Origin of the sequence: Aeromonas sp. HMWF014, assembly GCF_963878295.1 — a bacterium.
Classification (GTDB): domain Bacteria; phylum Pseudomonadota; class Gammaproteobacteria; order Enterobacterales; family Aeromonadaceae; genus Aeromonas; species Aeromonas popoffii.
On sequence record NZ_CAWNYS010000116.1, the window covers coordinates 4,923 to 21,482 of the forward strand.

At 61.3% G+C, this 16,560-nt stretch carries 13 protein-coding genes and 2 pseudogenes; 10 read left to right on the top strand and 5 right to left on the bottom strand.

The window, feature by feature from the left end; translation table 11 throughout:
• Together AAC083_RS04550 and AAC083_RS04555 are read right to left on the bottom strand one after the other, a co-directional pair.
• Positions 1–177, bottom strand: a pseudogene (locus AAC083_RS04550) (L,D-transpeptidase family protein); the annotation flags it as partial.
• A gap of 81 nt (positions 178–258) precedes the next feature.
• A complete protein-coding gene (locus AAC083_RS04555) occupies positions 259–1,032 on the bottom strand; it encodes a substrate-binding periplasmic protein (protein ID WP_108535947.1) in 774 nt (257 codons plus the stop codon).
• Positions 1,033–1,359: 327 nt separating this feature from the next.
• Here AAC083_RS04555 and AAC083_RS04560 point away from each other — a divergent pair, with 327 nt between their 5' ends.
• The 5 genes from AAC083_RS04560 to AAC083_RS04580 all read left to right on the top strand — a co-directional run bounded on the left by AAC083_RS04560 (position 1,360) and on the right by AAC083_RS04580 (position 6,875).
• Positions 1,360–1,905 carry a hypothetical protein gene (locus tag AAC083_RS04560; protein ID WP_042038194.1) on the top strand — a complete coding sequence of 182 codons (546 nt, stop codon included), beginning with the start codon at positions 1,360–1,362 and terminating at the stop codon, positions 1,903–1,905.
• A gap of 56 nt (positions 1,906–1,961) precedes the next feature.
• Positions 1,962–3,026, top strand: a complete 1,065-nt coding sequence (locus AAC083_RS04565) for a glycosyltransferase family 2 protein (protein ID WP_108535948.1) — start codon at positions 1,962–1,964, stop codon at positions 3,024–3,026.
• Positions 3,023–3,394 (top strand): GtrA family protein, encoded by a 372-nt coding sequence (locus AAC083_RS04570; protein ID WP_042038192.1) that lies wholly within the window; start codon positions 3,023–3,025, stop codon positions 3,392–3,394. Before AAC083_RS04565 ends, AAC083_RS04570 begins: the two co-directional genes overlap by 4 nt.
• A complete protein-coding gene (locus AAC083_RS04575; protein ID WP_108535949.1) occupies positions 3,394–4,554 on the top strand; it encodes a hypothetical protein in 1,161 nt (386 codons plus the stop codon). Before AAC083_RS04570 ends, AAC083_RS04575 begins: the two co-directional genes overlap by 1 nt.
• Before the next feature lie 209 nt (positions 4,555–4,763).
• Positions 4,764–6,875: an alpha-amylase gene (locus AAC083_RS04580; protein ID WP_108535950.1), complete on the top strand. Its 2,112-nt coding sequence runs from the start codon at positions 4,764–4,766 to the stop codon at positions 6,873–6,875.
• Positions 6,876–6,950: 75 nt separating this feature from the next.
• Here AAC083_RS04580 and AAC083_RS04585 read toward each other — a convergent pair whose 3' ends face one another.
• Positions 6,951–7,577, bottom strand: coding sequence for a glutathione S-transferase (locus tag AAC083_RS04585; protein ID WP_108535951.1), 627 nt, complete (start codon positions 7,575–7,577; stop codon positions 6,951–6,953).
• 158 nt (positions 7,578–7,735) lie between these two features.
• Between AAC083_RS04585 and AAC083_RS04590 the strand changes: the two genes are divergently transcribed.
• Both AAC083_RS04590 and AAC083_RS04595 read left to right on the top strand, forming a co-directional pair.
• Positions 7,736–8,380: a response regulator gene (locus tag AAC083_RS04590; RefSeq protein WP_108535952.1), complete on the top strand. Its 645-nt coding sequence runs from the start codon at positions 7,736–7,738 to the stop codon at positions 8,378–8,380.
• A 208-nt stretch (positions 8,381–8,588) separates the two neighbouring features.
• The gene (locus tag AAC083_RS04595; RefSeq protein WP_108535953.1) at positions 8,589–9,725 is read left to right on the top strand and encodes a patatin-like phospholipase family protein; all 1,137 of its coding nucleotides are present in this window, start codon (positions 8,589–8,591) and stop codon (positions 9,723–9,725) included.
• A gap of 39 nt (positions 9,726–9,764) precedes the next feature.
• On the opposite strand, the gene AAC083_RS04600 is transcribed toward AAC083_RS04595, so the two are convergent.
• Positions 9,765–11,717, bottom strand: coding sequence for a cation:proton antiporter domain-containing protein (locus AAC083_RS04600; protein WP_108535954.1), 1,953 nt, complete (start codon positions 11,715–11,717; stop codon positions 9,765–9,767).
• Positions 11,718–11,817: 100 nt separating this feature from the next.
• Between AAC083_RS04600 and AAC083_RS04605 the strand changes: the two genes are divergently transcribed.
• Positions 11,818–12,738 (top strand): GGDEF domain-containing protein, encoded by a 921-nt coding sequence (locus AAC083_RS04605; RefSeq protein ID WP_181364643.1) that lies wholly within the window; start codon positions 11,818–11,820, stop codon positions 12,736–12,738.
• 67 nt (positions 12,739–12,805) lie between these two features.
• Here the strand turns inward: AAC083_RS04605 and tilS are convergent, their stop codons facing one another.
• The gene (gene tilS, locus AAC083_RS04610; RefSeq protein WP_108535956.1) at positions 12,806–14,146 is read right to left on the bottom strand and encodes a tRNA lysidine(34) synthetase TilS; all 1,341 of its coding nucleotides are present in this window, start codon (positions 14,144–14,146) and stop codon (positions 12,806–12,808) included.
• 129 nt (positions 14,147–14,275) lie between these two features.
• Between tilS and AAC083_RS04615 the strand changes: the two genes are divergently transcribed.
• The gene (locus tag AAC083_RS04615) at positions 14,276–16,306 is read left to right on the top strand and encodes a M13 family metallopeptidase (RefSeq protein WP_181364644.1); all 2,031 of its coding nucleotides are present in this window, start codon (positions 14,276–14,278) and stop codon (positions 16,304–16,306) included.
• 124 nt (positions 16,307–16,430) lie between these two features.
• Positions 16,431–16,560 (top strand): annotated as a pseudogene (locus AAC083_RS04620) (PliI family lysozyme inhibitor of I-type lysozyme); the annotation flags it as partial.

Sequence of the window (16,560 nt, forward strand, 5' to 3'; positions counted from 1 at the left end):
CTGCAACTGCAGCTCCAACTCGTGGCGAGCCTGCCCCGCCGTGCTGTTCTGGTACCAGTCGTGCTGCACCGCAGCATTGGTCACCACCACCTGACCCTCGCTGGCCTGCGCCATGGCCGCAGGCCAACAGCCCAGCCAGATCAGGTTTGCCAATGCCAGCCAATACGTCTTCCCCATGCTTACCTCAAGATCGGTTTACTTCAGCCTGTCAGACCCGGTGGTCAAGGCGCTCATGATGCGTGAATGCCAACGACTTTACTAGCTGGCGGGCGCGTAGCGCCGCCAGATAACGTCATACTCATTGGTTGCTCTAAATTCAGTCAACTCCCGATTGAACGCCTTGACAAATGCGGGCGACAGCCGCTTCTTGCTGAACATGAAAAAGGTCGGTGCCTCATATACGGGCATGGCGTGAGGCACGATCAGATCGACCAATCCCTCTTCTTTCAGACCCCAGGGGGTCGCCAGAATATCCCCGAGAAAACCGTCGATGCGGCCGCGCACCAGCTTGCCATAGTTTTGCCGATCGTTGACCGCACTGACCTGGGCCGCATAACGGCGCACCAGCTCGGCGGTTTCAGTTCCATAGTAGTAGTCCTTGGTGACCCCCAGGGTATGGCCATTGGCCAGCCAGGTCGCCAGATCGGATTCGGAATAAACGGATGATTTGCGGATCCAGAGCACGCTTCGCCCCGGGTTATAGGCATCGGAGAACCAGGCGTAGCGGCCACGCTCGTCGTTGAAATAGGCCTCCATGGCAATATCGATCGAGCCCTGATCCAAATCGTGCAACACCCGCTTCCAGGGCAGCTCGACATAGGTCGCCTGGCAGTCCAGACGCTGGAGTATGGCGTTGAGCGCCTCGACCGCAAACCCCTGCAGCACCTTAGGCGCGGTCGCCACCGCCTTGGCGTAATAGTGATAGGGTGGCCAGTTGTCATAACCGACCCGCAATAGAGAGGGACACAGGCTGTTTGCCGACACCAGCGGGGTCAATAACCAGAGCGTCCAGCAGAAGAGTTTCAGCCTCATGGGTCATCCTTGACTTGGCGATACCCCATCATAAATCGGCCTTGGTAAAATGGCGACAGATCCCGCCACAGCAATCGCAACGGTCAGCACAGTGTCTGAACTGGCCCGCTGCGGCAGCAGGGACTCAGCCCGAAAATGAGCCCAGTCCCCGCGCGGCATAAGGCCGAGTCAGGCGATAAAAAAGGCAAAGCAGTAACATTTGGAACACGGGCTGGAAAGGGGTTAATATGTGACCAAATATATTTTTGTGATCCACTATGCTTTTTTTGCAATTGGATTAGCATATGCGCGAAATCAGCCTACCAATCGTGAGGCGTAGAGAGTGATATGACGTACAAAAAGTTCGGTTTTCTGACTGCCATCATGGCCCTGAGTGGCTTCTACCTTTACACCCTCTATCTGGCTGCTCACCCCAATGTGAGCCTGGCCTACAAACTCTATTACCTGGAAGGCAAAACCCGCTTCTGGGAACACAACTCCAGCATGACCTACCAGCCCGGCAACGAGCTCAATCTGACCAAGCCGAGCCGCTTCCTCTCCAGCGAAGGCTGGGCCAAGAAGCCGAGCGCAGACGGCACCGAACTCAGTGGCCAGGGTGGCCTCTACTTCGTGCTGCCCAGACAACAGGCACAGCCCGAACAGCTGACCATTCAGGCTCGGGTCAACAGCCCGCAAGCTGGCGCGCTGCTCAAGGTGGCCCTGGGCCATGACTTCACCACCACCATCAAGCTGGCCAAGGCCGGTATCAACGAGATCCGGCTCAATCTGCCAGGCGAGTCGCTGACATCAGATCCCAAGCGTCCCAACTTCCTGGCACTGTCCGCACCGACACCTCTCAATGTCCAGTCGGTACGACTGACTGTCGCCCAGTAAGACGTATTATCCAATACGCTGTTTTATAAAATAATTTTCCAAATAAGGAAGTTTTCATGTCGCATTCCGATTTTCGACTCTCTCTGATCGTTCCCGTATACAACGAGGAAGAGAGCATAGATGCCTTCATCAACGCGATAGATAACGAACTGGCGCCCCTCAAGGATCGACTGGAGATAGTGTTCGTCAATGACGGCAGCCGTGACCGCACCCGTGAAGTGATTGAGCAGGCCATTACCCGCGATCCCCGGGTAACCCTGGTCAACCTGGCGCGCAACTTCGGCAAGGAAGCGGCCATTACCGCCGGCCTGCATCATGCCAAGGGCGATGCCATCGTACCGATGGACGTGGATCTGCAGGATCCCCCGGCCCTGATCCTCGAATTCGTCAAGCTGTGGCAGACAGGTGACTATGACACCGTCTATGGCATCCGGGTGGATCGCAGCGCAGATACCGCGATGAAGCGCCTCACCGCCGGTGGCTTTTACCGTTTCTTCAACGCCCTCTCCACCAGCACCAAGCTGCCGGAAAACGCCGGTGACTTCCGCCTGATCGACCGCCGCGTGGTCGAGGCGATCAAGCAACTGCCCGAACGCAACCGCTTCATGAAGGGGCTGTTTGCCTGGGCCGGTTTTCGCGCCGTCGGCGTGCCTTACGAGCGCCCCGCCCGTCACGCCGGTGAAACCAAGTTCAACTACTGGAAGCTGTGGAACTTCGCCCTCGATGGCCTGATGAGCTTCTCCAGCTGGCCGCTGCGGGTGTGGAGCTACGTCGGGGTCGGCGTCTCCTTCGTCGCCTTCCTCTACATCCTCAAGATAGTGACCCAGGTGGTCTTCTTCGGCATAGACGTGCCGGGCTACGCCTCCCTGATGTCAGTTGTGCTCTTTCTCGGCGGCATCCAGCTGCTGTCGCTTGGCATCATAGGCGAGTACATAGGTCGCATGTTTGTGGAAGTGAAGCAGCGTCCCGTCTACCTGATTGAAGGGGTGTACGGCCAGTATGCCAAACAGGATGAAGCGCAAACACAGGACGGCGCGGCGACTGGCAGCAAGAAGGGCACCGGCAAGAAAGCGGCCACAGTAAAAGTCACTGACGACCTGCAGGAGCAAGCGCCTCAATGATCTCCCGCGAGGAATTCTGGCGCCTGTTTCGGTTCGGTCTGGTCGGCGGGGGGGCAACCCTCGTCGACCTTGGCACCTCTATCGCGCTGTTCCACACCTGGCCCACCATCTCTGAGCACTGGGTCACGACCATCGCCTTCATGATTGCCTTCTGGTTCTCATTCTTTGGCCATCGTTACATCACCTTCCAGAAACAGGGCGCCATCGGCAAATTCTTGCTGGTCGCACTCTTCTCGCTGGCGGTGAGAAACCTGATATTGAGCGGTCTGCTGTTTGCAGGTCTTTCCGGTCTGCTGCCTGTGGTGATCGCCACCCTGACAGTCACCGTGCTCACCTACCTCCTCTCCAGGATCTGGGTATTTGCCTGATGAATGACATGACAACTATGACCCCTGACAACGTGGGCCCCTATCGCCCGTCGCTGCGCATCAGCGGCCGCGACTGGCTGATGATCATCGCCGCCTTCGTACTGAGCCGAGTGGCGCTGTACGGTATAGGCTATTTCGGTGTCCAGCTCTATGGCTCCCCTGAAATCGGTCCGCTGCAAGCCTATTGCCAGTTCGACTGTGTCTGGTTCCAGCGCATCATAGAGAACGGCTATGATCTCTACCCGCGCTGGCTCAGCAAGGGCAACGCAGCCAACTGGGCCTTCATGCCGCTCTATCCGATCCTGTCGGGTATGCTCTCCAACCTGCTCAACGTCGAGAGTCTGATCGGCCTGATGCTGGTGACCAACATCGCCTTCTTCGCCAGCCTGCCGCTGATGCTGCTGGTGCTGCGTCAACTCAAACTCGGTGACGAGACTGCCCGCTTCGGCGTCTGGCTGCTCGCCTTCTCTCCCTTCTCCGCCTATTTCGTCTCCGGTTATACCGAGTCGATGTTCATGGCGCTGATGCTGGGGATGTTCCTGTTCGCCTATCGGGAACAGTGGCTGATGGTGGCCCTGCTCGGCGTGTTCATCTCAAGCACCCGCAATCTGGGGGTCATGATGGTGTTCCCCGTGCTGATCCTGGCCCTGCAGGCCTATGGCTGGCGCGAGTTCTTCCGCTTCACCGAGCGGGCCTTCCGGGTGGTGTTCGCACTCTGGATGATCCCGCTCGGCCTGTTTGCCTACATGGTCTACCTCTATCATCTCACCGGCGATGCGCTGGCCTTCAAGCATATCCAGGTGGCCTGGGGCCGTTACATGGACAGCCCCCTCGACTGGTGGCTGAGCGGCTTCGAGCTGGGTGGTCGCAAGTCCTACCTCTCCATCATGGTGATGTTCGGCTGGGCCTTGAATCTCTATCTGTTCAGCCAGAAGCGCTGGGCCGAGGCGACCTTGATGTTCATCTGCTGCACCATACCGCTGATGACAGGCCTCAATGCCATGCCGCGCTACATGTTCGGCCTCTATCCGACCATGCTGGCCATTGTCCTGCTGACCCATCGCTGGCCTGCCATTCGCCCAGCCGTGCTTTGCATCAGCGGCATGGTCGCCTCCTTCATCGCGGTGGCCTTCGTCAACTTCAAGTTCTTCACCGTCTGAGGTGATAACCCGCACCAACAAGCCGGTCGACTGACCGGCTTTTTTTATGGACGGCGTTCCGGTGTCACACTTTCCCATTTCTGAAAACGTAACCATTTGAACTAAGGTCACAAATCAGCGCTTTGCCTGTCCATGCCCACCACCATACCCCTAGAATGAGCCCCATTGACGAAATCTGGTCCGGTTACCCCTTGCTCAAGGAATGGCTTATGCGTCGCGATCCCCGCTTCTCTCCCCTCTGGCTCGCCCTGCTGGGCGGCCCCCTGTTGACCGGCCAGGTGCTGGCTGTCCCCGAGGTGCATCTCTATGTGGACGGCAAAGCAGTCGCCACGCCGCTGCACCTGGACAAGGGCCCGGTAGCGCTGATCCATCCCCTTGCCAAGGGGAGCCACCAGATCCGCATCAGCGATGCAGGCAACAGTTGCGGCACCAGCTTTGGCCCGAGCGAGAGCAAGCCGCTCCCCTTCGGCACGGCGCAACCCATGGACAACTGCACCAAGGATCAGAGCTTTACCCTGCGGGTGATGCTGGCAGGGGACTATCAGTTCACCTTCAACCCGGATACCCCCAGCCTCCAGGTGCTGCGTGCCACCAAAAAGAGCGAGTTCAAGCGTCAGCCGCCCGAGGAGCCCTGCATCCAGTGGGATGGCAGCCCTGTCACTGTATCGCTGCAAGGGATCTGGCCCGACGGCACCCGGTTGCGAGATGCCTACTCGAAACAAGAGGCGGTGGTCAAACAGGGCAAGCTGACCCTGACCCCAGCCAAGGAGAGCGGCGGCCTGCTGCTGCTCGAACCGGTCAAAGCAGCCAAAGCGGCCCCCTTCAGCTGGGATCAGGCCAGCGTCTATTTCCTGCTGACCGACCGTTTCAACAACGGCGATCCCGCCAACGACCACAGCTTCGGGCGCCAGAAGGATGGTCAGGACGAGGTGGCTACCTGGCATGGCGGCGACTTCAAGGGGTTGACCGAGAAGCTCGACTACATCAAGTCCCTCGGCATGAATGCCATCTGGATCACCCCCATGGTGGAGCAGGTGCACGGCTTCATCGGCGGTGGTGAACAGGGCAACTTTCCCTTCTACGCCTACCACGGCTACTGGGCACTGGACTTCACCAAAATCGATCCCAACTATGGCGATGAAGAGAGCCTGAAAACCCTGGTGGACGAAGCCCACAAGCGCGGCATGCGGATCATTCTGGACGTGGTGATGAACCACGCCGGTTACGCCACCCTGGCCGATCTGCAGGATCTGGGGCTCACCGAGCTGACCCAAAACAGCGGCAAACTGCCGACCGTCTGGAACCAGTGGCGCCCGAGCGGCGATCTGAACTGGCATGGCTACAACCAGTTTATCGACTACCAGTCCCCGGACTGGAACCAGTGGTGGGGGCCTGGCTGGGTGCGCGCCGGTCTGCCCGGTTACCCACAACCGGGCACCGACGATGTGACCGGTTCGGTGGCGGGGCTGCCCGATTTTCTGACCGAATCAACCAAACCAGTGGGGCTGCCGCCGCTGCTGGCCGCGAAAAAAGACACCAAAGCCAAAGCAATCCCCAATGCCAGCGTCAGCGATTACCTCATCGCCTGGCACACCGACTGGGTGCGCCGCTTCGGTATCGACGGCTTTCGGGCCGACACCGTCAAACATCTGGAGCCCGAGGTGTGGGCCAGGCTTAAGCAGGCGGGCACGGTGGCGCTCAAGGAGTGGAAACAGGCCAACCCGACCAAGGCGCTGGATGACCTTCCCTTCTACATGGTGGGCGAGGTGTGGGATCACGGGGTCGCCAAGGATTTCTGGTATCAGAACGGCTTCGATTCGCTGATCAACTTCGACTATCAGCGCGAGTTTGCCCTGCCCCAGGCCCAGTGCATGGCGGGCAGCGATCCCACCTATGCCAGCTACGCCAGCCGCATCAATCAGGATCCCGAGTTCAACGTGCTGAGCTACATCAGCTCCCACGACACCAAGCTCTTCTTCGGTGACTATCAGGACATACCGCTGCAGCGGCGGGTGGCCAACAGCTTCATGCTGCTGCCGGGCGGCATCCAGCTCTACTACGGCGACGAGTCGGGCCGTAGCCTGGCCAAGGATGGGGGCGTGTTCGATCAGAGCGTGCGATCTGACATGAACTGGCAGGAGCTGAAGCACGGTGACAAGGCCGAGCTGGTCAAACACTGGCAGCGACTCGGCCAGTTCCGCGCCGCCCATCCAGCCATTGCGGCAGGCAGTCACCAGAAACTCTCGGATGCCCCCTACGCCTTCGTGCGGGAGCAGGGGGATGACAAGGTCGTCGTCGTCTTTGCCGGTCGGCAGAAGTAACCCTTAAGCCACCTTCACCACCAACAGAGAGGGGAGCCACTGGCTCCCCTCTCTCGTTATTCCGCCCGCAACAGTTTACTGGGACTGGCGCGCCGCCACCGGCCACTGCAACCGCGCCTTGAGCAGGGTCTCCTGCCACAGAGGCCAAGCCAGCAGCGCCTGCTGATACGCCCCCGCCTGACCGGGCAGCACGATGCCGTAGCTGGCCAGCCGATGGGCCATCACGGCATAGAAGGCGTCGATAATACCCGCCTCGCCAAAGTAGAAGGGCTCCCTCGCCTGGGACCAGACGGTCTGCAAACGAGCCAGCTCGCCGATGGCCTCTACCGGTGGCTCGCTGCGGGTCGGCGCCCCCAGAAAGAAGGGCAGCTGGCTGCGGATCTGGCCAAAACCCGAGTGCAGTTCGGCGCACAGGCTGCGGGCCAGCGCCCGTTCGGCCAGGGACGCGGGATAGAGCCGGCGGTCGGGACAGAGCTCGTGGATATATTCGGCGATGGCCAGTGAGTCGTGTATCCGCACACCATCATGATCCAGCCAGGGCACCAGGCCGGCTGGCCCCACGCGCTTGAGCCGCTGCAACGCCTTGGCATCTTCCAGATCAAACACCTGCTCCTGCCACGCCAACCCGCTCATGGCGAGCACCAGCGCAGCACGCATTGCCCAGGTGGAGCCTGTGCCCACCGTCAATACCAAAGATCCCATCTCTTGCCTCCTGCATGGGTTTCGCATGACTATCCTATCGACCCTAATGACACGACATCCGACGCTCGCTTCACATTTGCATGCCTGCGGGTTTGACCCCCTAGAGGCGCGATGCTAGTTTAATTTTCCAAAACAATCAGTTAGCAACAATGTGAGCAATGGATAGCCAATTTACCATCGTCATCGCAGATGACCACCCCCTGTTTCGGGGCGCCCTCTATCAAGCGGTGCACATGGCCATCAACGACGTCCAACTGCTGGAGGCGGACTCCATCGACAGTCTGACCAGTCTGCTGGGGGAACACCCGGAGGTGGACCTGTTGCTGCTCGATCTCAAAATGCCGGGCGCCAACGGCTTCTCCGGCCTCGCTCACCTGCGCGGCCAGCACCCGGATCTGCCCATCGTCGTGGTCTCCGCCTCGGAGGATCCCGCCATCATACAGCAGGTGTTGCGGCTCGGGGCGCTGGGTTTCATCCCCAAATCCGTGCCCATGAAGGAGCTGGTCAGCGCCCTCAATACGGTGATTGGGGGGGATAACTGGGTGCCGGCCGGCATCTCGCTGCATCCCGAGTCCGAAGATGGCCCCGATTTCGCCAGCAAGCTCGCCAGCCTCACCCCCCAGCAATACAAGGTGCTGGTGATGCTGCGCGATGGCAGCCTCAATAAGCAGATCGCTTGGGAGCTCAACGTTTCCGAGGCCACCATCAAGGCCCATATCACCGCCATCTTCAGAAAACTCGGAGTCAAGAACCGCACTCAGGCAGTTATCGCCCTGCAGCAGCTCGATATCAAGGACGACTGAGCGGCAGCAAGCTGTTGCTCCCCCCAAGCGTAATCAGCATGACGAGACGGCGCCTGCGAGGCCATTCACACCAGTGAGGGCGCCCTGACGAGGGAGCAAAACCAGCCTGAAAAAAGGGGAGACAACCCTATTTTTATATTCGATACAGTGCCTTATAGTTACATTGCTCGGTGGCAGCCCCCCAGTTGCAAACATAAGGCGCAGTATCATGGCCAGACCCAACACAGCTCTTCTGTTGACCGGTGGCGGTGCTCGCGCCGCCTATCAGGTCGGTGCCCTCAAGGCCATCGCCGAGTTCTATCCGCGCAATATCGGCATTCCCTTCCCCATACTGTGCGGTACCTCGGCCGGCGCCATCAATGCCACCGCACTGGCCTGCTATGCCTCCTGCTTTCATCTGGGGGTGCGCAAGCTGGAGTGGGTCTGGCGCCGCTTCGAGACCCATCACATCTTCGACTTTCACCCCGGCAGATTGCTGTGGCGGTTGATGTACGAGGGCTCGGCAGGCCTCATCAATCCCCACACCAACCACGCCTTTCACCTGTTCGACAACGCGCCGCTGCGCCGCCTGCTGGATCAGCTCATCGACTACCACCGCATCGATGACAACATTCTTTACGGCAGCCTCGAGGCGCTCGCCATCACGGCGTCCGATTACGATGACGGCCTCTCCACCACCTTCTTTCAGGGACGGGCCGAACACCTGCCGTGGGAGCGAGCCAGACGGCGCGGGGTACGCACCCTGCTCACCTCGGATCACCTGATGGCCTCCTCAGCACTGCCGTTTGTCTTTCCCGCAACCCATATAGGCGACAGATTCTATGGCGATGGATCCATCCACCAGCTCAGTCCGCTCAGCCCTGCCATCCACCTGGGGGCGGAGCGGATCCTGCTGGTCACCCTGGATCCGCCGGCCCACTCGGCACCGACCTTGCATCACGATCACCTGACCAGCTCCAACATCGCCGGCCACCTGCTCGATACTGTCTTCACCGACACCCTCAACTCGGATCTTGAGCGGCTGTGGAGCATCAACCAGACCCTGGATTTCATCCCGGAGCGGGAGCGTAACCGTTTGAAATTGAAGCGAGTGGAGACCTGTGTACTGAAGCCGAGCGAAGATCTAGACATCATAGCGCTGAACTATTTGCGCAAGATGCCGGTACAGCTGCGCCGCCTGCTGCGGGTGCTGGGGGTCACGGGGGATGAGAGCAGCAGCCTGGCCAGTTTCCTGATGTTCTACCCCGGCTACTGCCAGCAATTGATCAAGCTGGGCTACCGGGACACCCTCAACGAGCGCCAGCGGGTCGAACAGTTTCTGGGTATCGAGCAGATGGCGCGATAAGTGGCATGAACGCAGCCGGTCCGGGGAGGGGGCGCTGGGCTAGCGCCCCTCCAGCAGCCGCTGCTCGGCCTGCTCCATTGCCACCGCATTGCCAAACAGGACCAGCAGATCCCCCGCCGCCAGCATCAGCTCGGGTCTGGGTTCCAGGCTCTGCTCACCGCGCTGCACCTCCTTGATCCGCACTGTATCCAGTGCCAGAGCCTGTACAGTGCGCCCCACAGCCCAGGCCTGATCGTGCAACAGCACGGGATGCAGTCGCTCGAGCAGCTGATCCGTCTCCAGATTGCTGGCGCTCTGATCCCCCCAGTAGAAGCCGTGCAGGAAGCGATACTGGCTGCTGCGCTCATGCTCCATGCGCCGGATCACCCGGCCGATGGGAATGTTGCAGTTGAGTAGCAGGTGAGAGACCAGCATCAGGGCTCCCTCTTGGGATTCGGGGATCACCTCGTGGGCCCCCGCCTGCTTGAAGGCCTCCAGAAAGCTGTCATCCCGGGTGCGCACCAGCACCCTGACCTCCACCGCCAGCTCCTTGATCAGCGCCAGCATGGCCTCGACCCGCTTGCGATCGTCGAAGGTGATGATCACCAGCCGGGCCCGCAGCAGACCGGCGGCCAACAGGATATCGCGCCGGCTCGCATCGCCAAACGCCACTTGCTCCCCCGCCGACTTGGCCTCGCTCACCCGCTCGGGATCGAGATCCAGCGCGAGGAAGGGGATGTCTTCCAGCTTGAGAAAGCGGGCGCAGGTCTGCCCGGCCCGGCCGAAACCGGCGATGATGACGTGTTGATACTTGCTCAGGCCGGACTGCGCCACCTCGGAGCGGGAGAGCAGAGCCGAGTCGGTGAGCGAACGGGCCAAACCATGGGCCCGCTGCACCAGCCAGGGGGTCATGGCGATGGAGATCACCCCTATGCCGATGAGCAGGGAGATCAGCTGATGGTCGAGCAGGCCGTGATGATTGGCCAGCGCCAGTAATACGAAACCAAACTCGCCCACCTGGCTCAGCATGATCCCCGTCGCCATGGCATCGCGCTTGCGCTCCCCCATCAGGCGGCCGGCCAGCAGCACCAGCAGGGATTTGATCAAGATGAGGCCGAGCACGCTGATGATCACCTGCCACCAGGCCCGTGCCACCAGCTGCCAGTCCATGGTCATGCCGATGGTGATGAAGAAGAGCCCCATCAACACGTCCCGAAACGGCCGTATGTCCACCTCCAGCTGATGGCGATAGTGGGACTCTCCCAGCATCATGCCCGCCAGAAACGCTCCCAATGCCATGGAGAGCCCCATCCACTGGGTCAGCGAGGCGGCCAGCAGCGCCACCAGCAAGGCGGTCAGCACGAACAGCTCGTCGGAGCGGGCCCGCGCCACCTCGTGAAACAGCAGCGGCAGCAGCCACTTGCCCACCGCGAGCAGGCTGAACAGGGCGAACAGCCCCTTGAGGGTGGCCCAGGCAATCTCCGCCAGCAGGGCCCCGCCCTGGATCTCGGGCCTCGCCAGTATTGGGATCATCACCAGCAGCGGCACCACCGCCAGATCCTGAAACAGCAGCACGCTCACCCCGAGCTGGGCACGGCGGGTGTGCAGCTGTTTTTGCTCCCCCAGCTGCTTGATCACCACGGCGGTGGAGGAGAGCGCCAGGGTGCCCGAAACCACCAGTGCCTGCGGCAGGCTCAGCCCCCACCACCACGCGAGCCAGAAGAACAGCGAGGAGGTGAACAGTACCTGCAAACCGCCCACGCCCAGCACCAGCATCCGCATGGCGATCAGCCGCGGCAGCGAGAACTCCAGCCCAAGCGAGAACATCAGAAAGACGATGCCGAGCTCGGCGATGGTCTGCATGACCGCCTGTCCCGTGATCACGGCGGCGCCATGGGGGCCGAGCAGTACCCCGGCAAGCAGGTAGGCGAGGATCACCGGCTGGCCGAGGCGCCGGAAAATCGCCACCAGCAAGACGGCGGCAAACAGCAGGATCAAGACATCTGTATACAATTTCTCCTCCCTTTTTATCCACTTAAGCCTAGCCAGCGACCCTTGTTCACATCGAACATATTTTGGGCACAAGGATTGCAGGGAGGTGAGAGTAAGTAGGATGTCTGAGGACTATACCGTGGAAAACACATCGTCATTGAATGGTTTGGGACATGGCATAGAACAGTGGGTTCGCCAGATGGAGCGGCTCACGCCGCTGGCCAGCAAGGATCGCAACCAGTTGCTCGAGCTCTTGCTGGTACAGACGGATCTCGACAGCCTGCTGGCAACCTTTGCCGATCATGCGGCAAGAGTTGTCCGGATACACAGCCTCTACTTTGATCACGCCCAGTCACTTCGGCTGATCCAGCAGCCGCCCCAGGCCAACCTGACGCTACACAGCTACCCGTTCGAACTGCGCGGCCAGCATGGCCAGCTGTTCGGCCAGTTGCACTACACCCTGGAACATACCCTGAGCGGCAGCCAGCAGCGGATCCTGCAGCAGTACCATCAGCTGCTCTGCCTGCCCCTGCCCCTCTATCTGCGACTGGCGCAACTGGAGCAGCAGGTGCGGCTCGATCACCTGACCGGGCTCGGCAACCGATCCTACTTCGACGAGGCAATAGGCCGCGCGGTGGAGCAGCACAGCCGGGAGTCCCACGGTCTGGTGCTGGTACTGCTGGATCTGGATCACTTCAAGCAGATCAACGACACCTGGGGCCACCCGGTCGGCGATCTGGTGCTGAGCCGCTTCGCCCAGTTGCTCAAGAACTGCACCCGCAGCACGGATCAGGCGTTTCGCCTCGGTGGCGACGAATTTGCGCTGCTGCTGCAACCCGCCGAGCCCGAGGCCTGGCGCCCGGTCTGGCTGCGGCTGCAACACATGCTGATAACCAACAAGGAGCTCAGTCGCTTCTCGGTCGGCTGCAGCCTGGGGGCTGCCAGCTGGCAATCCGGGGTGGCTGTCCATAGCCTGTATGAGGCGGCGGACGCCCACCTCTACGCCCGCAAAAAAGCGGGCAAGACCAGCCTGCTGGATTGAGCCGGTAAGTGGACAAGTGCCAAAAAGCCGGCAATGCCGGCTTTTTATCTTAATGGCGATCCCGGATTCACTCCGGGATGTAGCTGTCTGCCGCTGGCAACCAGTGCCACTCCACACCGGTCGCTCGCGTCATGAATCCGTCACAGATAAAGAGTCCGGCCACCGCTGCCACCTGCTCGCCGTAATAGAGAATGGGGATGCGCCCCCGCTGCCAGGAGGGCACCCCATACTCTTGCAGCAACTTCTTGAAACGCCGACTGCCGCTGCGCCCCACGGGCTTGAGCATGATCCCTGGCGTCACTTGAAAACGTACCGACACTGGCTCCCACGCAGTGGGCAGCCTCAACCCCTCACCGCCCTGCCGCAGCTGTAGCTGCACCTGGCCCAGCCCATCCGGCAAGGCGACCGACTCGCCAACCACCACCGTCAACTGCTCGTGGCAGGGCACCAGTCTAGGCTTGACCAGATGGAGCCGGCCCTGAAAGCGGCGGCAATCCAGACGCTTCAAGCTGAACTGCGGATTGGCGTCCTCTCGCGCCAGCGCCACCTCCTGCCACAGCAGAGCCAGCTGATCCCGGGAGGGCATCTCGCCCCCCAGCCGGCGGATCCAGTAGCGCAGCAGGTTGTTGCGCCGGGTCGCCGAAAGCCCGTGCAGCGGCTCGATATTCAGGGCACTCCCCTCACCGGCCAGCCGCCAGTCCGCTTCGGCCAGCTCGGTCAGCAACGTCTCCTGCTCGGCACACAGCGCCATGCTGCGGGCGGCGGTGCGAGCCATGGCGGGCCAGCGGGCCTTGAGCTGGGGGATAAGCGTCTGGCGCAGGAAGTTGCGGTCATAACTCACATCCTGATTGCTCTCATCCTCCACCCAGCCGTAAGGAAGCGATTGGGCCGCCTCGGCCAACTCGGCCCGGCTGACCTCAAGCAAGGGGCGTAGCAGCAGGCCGGCCGCAAACGGCTGACTCGGCACTATGCCCGCCAGGCCCCGCACGCCAGCGCCACGCTTGAGGGCCAGCAGCAGTGTCTCCAGCTGATCGTCCTGATGATGGGCGGTGAGCAGCCACTCACCGGCCCCCAGACTGGCAGCCAGCCCCTGATAGCGGGCCTCCCTGGCCTGGGCCTCCAGGCTCTGGCCATTGCCACGCACCAGTTGCACCCGCTGGACGATGAGCGGCACCGCCAGTTGCTGACACACTGCTTCACAATGGGCCACCCAGGCATCGGCATGAGGACTCAGGCCGTGATGCACGTGCAGGGCGCGTAGCCGGAGCCCCTGCTCGCGGGCAAACTGCGCCGCCAGCACCAACAACACTGTGGAATCGAGTCCGCCACTGAAGGCAACCAACAGGCCCCGGGAACCTTCCGGCGCGGGCAGGGTCTGACAAAAACGAGAATAAATACGAGAAATCATAGGCTTCCCCAAAACGACCAGGCCGATCTTAGCAGAGTCGGGCTTATCAAGCTGCAACCCGACTGTTAGAGTGAAGAACTGTCCTGTTTGGGCCAGTAAGCTGAATAACCCGAATTGGAATCCAACAAGATGAACAATAAAAAAAGCATACTGGCCAGCCTCATCGGACTGGCCTTGCTGGCCGGTTGTAGTCAGGGGCCGGACACAGCAGACAAACACTCCGGCCTCGCGCTGGCCAACATGGACACCCGGGTCAAACCCGGTGACGACTTCTTCCGCTACGTGAATGGTCACTGGCTGAGCACCGCCAAGATCCCGGACGACAGGCCCGCCGATGGCGCCTTCTACATGCTGCGGGACAAGTCCCTGGCGGACGTGCGGGTGCTGGTCGAGGGGCTCGACAGCAAGGCGGCAGCAGGCACCCCGGCCCAGCAGATCCACGACCTCTACCAGAGCTATCTGGATCAGGGCAGCCGGGATGCCAAGGGCACCACGCCGCTGCTGCCCCTGCTCAGCGACATCGATCAGATCCGCGATCAGAGCGGGCTGGCCCGAGCCTTTGCCCAGAGCGGTCGCACTGGCGGCGGTGCCCCGTTCGGCTTCTGGATCGACGCCGATGCCAAGGCGCCGGACAGCTATGCGGTCTACCTCTATCAATCCGGGCTCAGCCTGCCGGATCGGGATTACTACCTCAAGAGTGACCCCAACAGCCAGGCGCTGCGGCAGAAATACGAGCAGCACATCGCCGACATGCTGACCCGTTTCGGTGAAGCGGATGCCAAGGCCAAGGCCCAGCGCATCCTGGCCCTTGAGACCAAACTCGCCCAGATCCAGTGGGACAACGTGGCCCTGCGGGATCGGGAGAAGAATTACAACAAGGCGCCCCAGAGCGAGCTCAAGCGCCTCGCCCCGCACATCGACTGGGACAGCTATCTGAACCAGGCCGGCCTCGCCGGTCAGAGCAGCCTGGTCATAGGCCAGCCAAGTTATCTCGCGGCCCTTGATGACCTGATGCAGCAGACCCCGATCGGCGACTGGCAAGCCTACCTCAAGTGGCAGCTCATCACGGATTACGCCCCCTATCTTGACAGCCAGACCGACGCCCAGCACTTCGCCTTCTTCGGTACCACCTTAAGTGGCACCCCCAAGCAACGCGCCCCCTGGGAGCGCGCGCTCGGCGTGCTGGACGATCATCTGGGCGAGGCGGTGGGCCAGCTCTACGTGGAGCGCTACTTCCCGCCAGAGGCCAAGGCCCGCATGGAGCAGCTGGTGGAGAACCTCCGCACCGCCTATGGCCAGAGCATCCAGGAGCTGGAGTGGATGTCGCCGGAAACCAAGGCGCAGGCGCTGGAGAAGCTGGCCAAGTTCAGACCCAAGATCGGCTACCCGGACAAGTGGAAGGATTACAGCGCCATCGAGATCCGCCAGGGCGATCTGCTGGGCAACCTGCAGCGGGCCCACGCCTTTGAATATGCCGACAACCTGGCCCGCCTCGGCAAGCCGGTAGACAGAGACGAGTGGCACATGTCGCCGCAGACGGTGAACGCCTACTACAACCCGAGCAACAACGAGATCGTCTTCCCGGCCGCCATACTGCAGCCCCCCTTCTTCGACATGACGGCAGATGATGCGGTCAACTACGGCGCCATCGGCGGAGTGATCGGCCACGAGATGGGCCACGGTTTCGATGATCAGGGGGCCAAGTCAGACGGCGACGGCCTGATGCGCGACTGGTGGACGCCACAGGATCTCAAGGAGTTCCGCTTTCGCACCAGTCGGTTGGTGGCCCAGTACAACCGCTTCGAGCCCATCGATGGTCAGTTCGTCAATGGCCAGTTCACCCTGGGGGAGAATATCGGCGATCTGGGCGGTCTTACCATAGCCCACAAGGCCTACGAGCTGTCACTGGATGGCAAGGAGGCACCCGTGCTGGACGGCTTCACCGGCGAGCAGCGCTTCTTCCTCGGCTGGGCCCAGGTGTGGAAGGGCATGTATCGCCCCGAGCTGATGCAGATGCTGCTCACCTCGGATCCCCACTCTCCGCCCGAGTACAGGGTCAACGGCGTGGTGCCGAACATTCCCGCCTTCTATGAGGCATTCAATATCCAGCCGGGGGACAAGCTCTATCTGGACCCGGCCAAACGGGTCAAGATCTGGTAATGGCCGCCTCCGGCGAAGCAGAGAAAGAGAGCCGGGCAGAGGCAAGCCCGAACCCGGCCCACACATTCACATCCGTGACGGGCAGGCATGCCGGCCCGTCACCGCAGCAACAAGGGTCACATCGATGAAAACCTTATTCATGACACTCGGCCTGCTCACCCTGCCACTGACTGGCCAGGCGGCGGAGGGATTCTTCAAACAACTGACGCTGCCCTCCGGCCAGGTGATCACCGTCAGCGAGGGGCGTGGTGAAC

Coding starts and splice junctions, on each gene's coding strand:
- AAC083_RS04605 (WP_181364643.1), top strand. CDS start 11,818: ATGTCTGAGGACTATACCGTGGAAAACACATCGTCATTGAATGGTTTG.
- AAC083_RS04565 (WP_108535948.1), top strand. CDS start 1,962: ATGTCGCATTCCGATTTTCGACTCTCTCTGATCGTTCCCGTATACAAC.
- AAC083_RS04580 (WP_108535950.1), top strand. CDS start 4,764: ATGCGTCGCGATCCCCGCTTCTCTCCCCTCTGGCTCGCCCTGCTGGGC.
- AAC083_RS04555 (WP_108535947.1), bottom strand. CDS start 1,032: ATGAGGCTGAAACTCTTCTGCTGGACGCTCTGGTTATTGACCCCGCTG.
- AAC083_RS04590 (WP_108535952.1), top strand. CDS start 7,736: ATGGATAGCCAATTTACCATCGTCATCGCAGATGACCACCCCCTGTTT.
- tilS (WP_108535956.1), bottom strand. CDS start 14,146: ATGATTTCTCGTATTTATTCTCGTTTTTGTCAGACCCTGCCCGCGCCG.
- AAC083_RS04585 (WP_108535951.1), bottom strand. CDS start 7,577: ATGGGATCTTTGGTATTGACGGTGGGCACAGGCTCCACCTGGGCAATG.
- AAC083_RS04595 (WP_108535953.1), top strand. CDS start 8,589: ATGGCCAGACCCAACACAGCTCTTCTGTTGACCGGTGGCGGTGCTCGC.
- AAC083_RS04560 (WP_042038194.1), top strand. CDS start 1,360: ATGACGTACAAAAAGTTCGGTTTTCTGACTGCCATCATGGCCCTGAGT.
- AAC083_RS04570 (WP_042038192.1), top strand. CDS start 3,023: ATGATCTCCCGCGAGGAATTCTGGCGCCTGTTTCGGTTCGGTCTGGTC.
- AAC083_RS04575 (WP_108535949.1), top strand. CDS start 3,394: ATGAATGACATGACAACTATGACCCCTGACAACGTGGGCCCCTATCGC.
- AAC083_RS04615 (WP_181364644.1), top strand. CDS start 14,276: ATGAACAATAAAAAAAGCATACTGGCCAGCCTCATCGGACTGGCCTTG.